Origin of the sequence: Clavibacter lycopersici (genome assembly GCF_003576405.1) — a bacterium.
Taxonomy (GTDB): Bacteria; Actinomycetota; Actinomycetes; order Actinomycetales; family Microbacteriaceae; genus Clavibacter; species Clavibacter lycopersici.
The window spans coordinates 1-305 of record NZ_QWGT01000601.1 but is presented as its reverse complement, the minus strand read 5'-3'; the positions used below and the strand labels follow the sequence as shown (position 1 = coordinate 305).

The 305-nt window shown below is 69.2% G+C and carries 1 pseudogene; it reads right to left on the bottom strand.

Going from position 1 to position 305, the window contains the following annotated elements:
- A pseudogene (locus tag DZG00_RS16735) lies at window positions 1-305 on the bottom strand (hypothetical protein); the annotation flags it as partial.

Sequence of the window (305 nt, the reverse complement as noted above, 5' to 3'; positions counted from 1 at the left end):
GGCTTCAGGGTCGTGCCGTCGAGGTTGAAGATGTAGACGTCGTTCATGACCGCGCCGTCGCCGACCTGGACCGAGCCGGTGAGGCGGCTGGTGCCGGGGTCGATGACGAAGTCGGTGAGCTTCACGACCGTGTCGCCGGCGGTGAGGCTGATGCCGGAGCCGTCGTGGTCGATCTCGCCCTGGACGTAGGGGCGGTAGTCCTGCTCGGGGTCGTAGTACTTCACGTTGCCGCCGGTGATGGGGAACGCGAGGGTGCCGGTGGCGCCGTCGAGGGTCGCGGTGCCGATCACGCCGGGGGTCAGGCC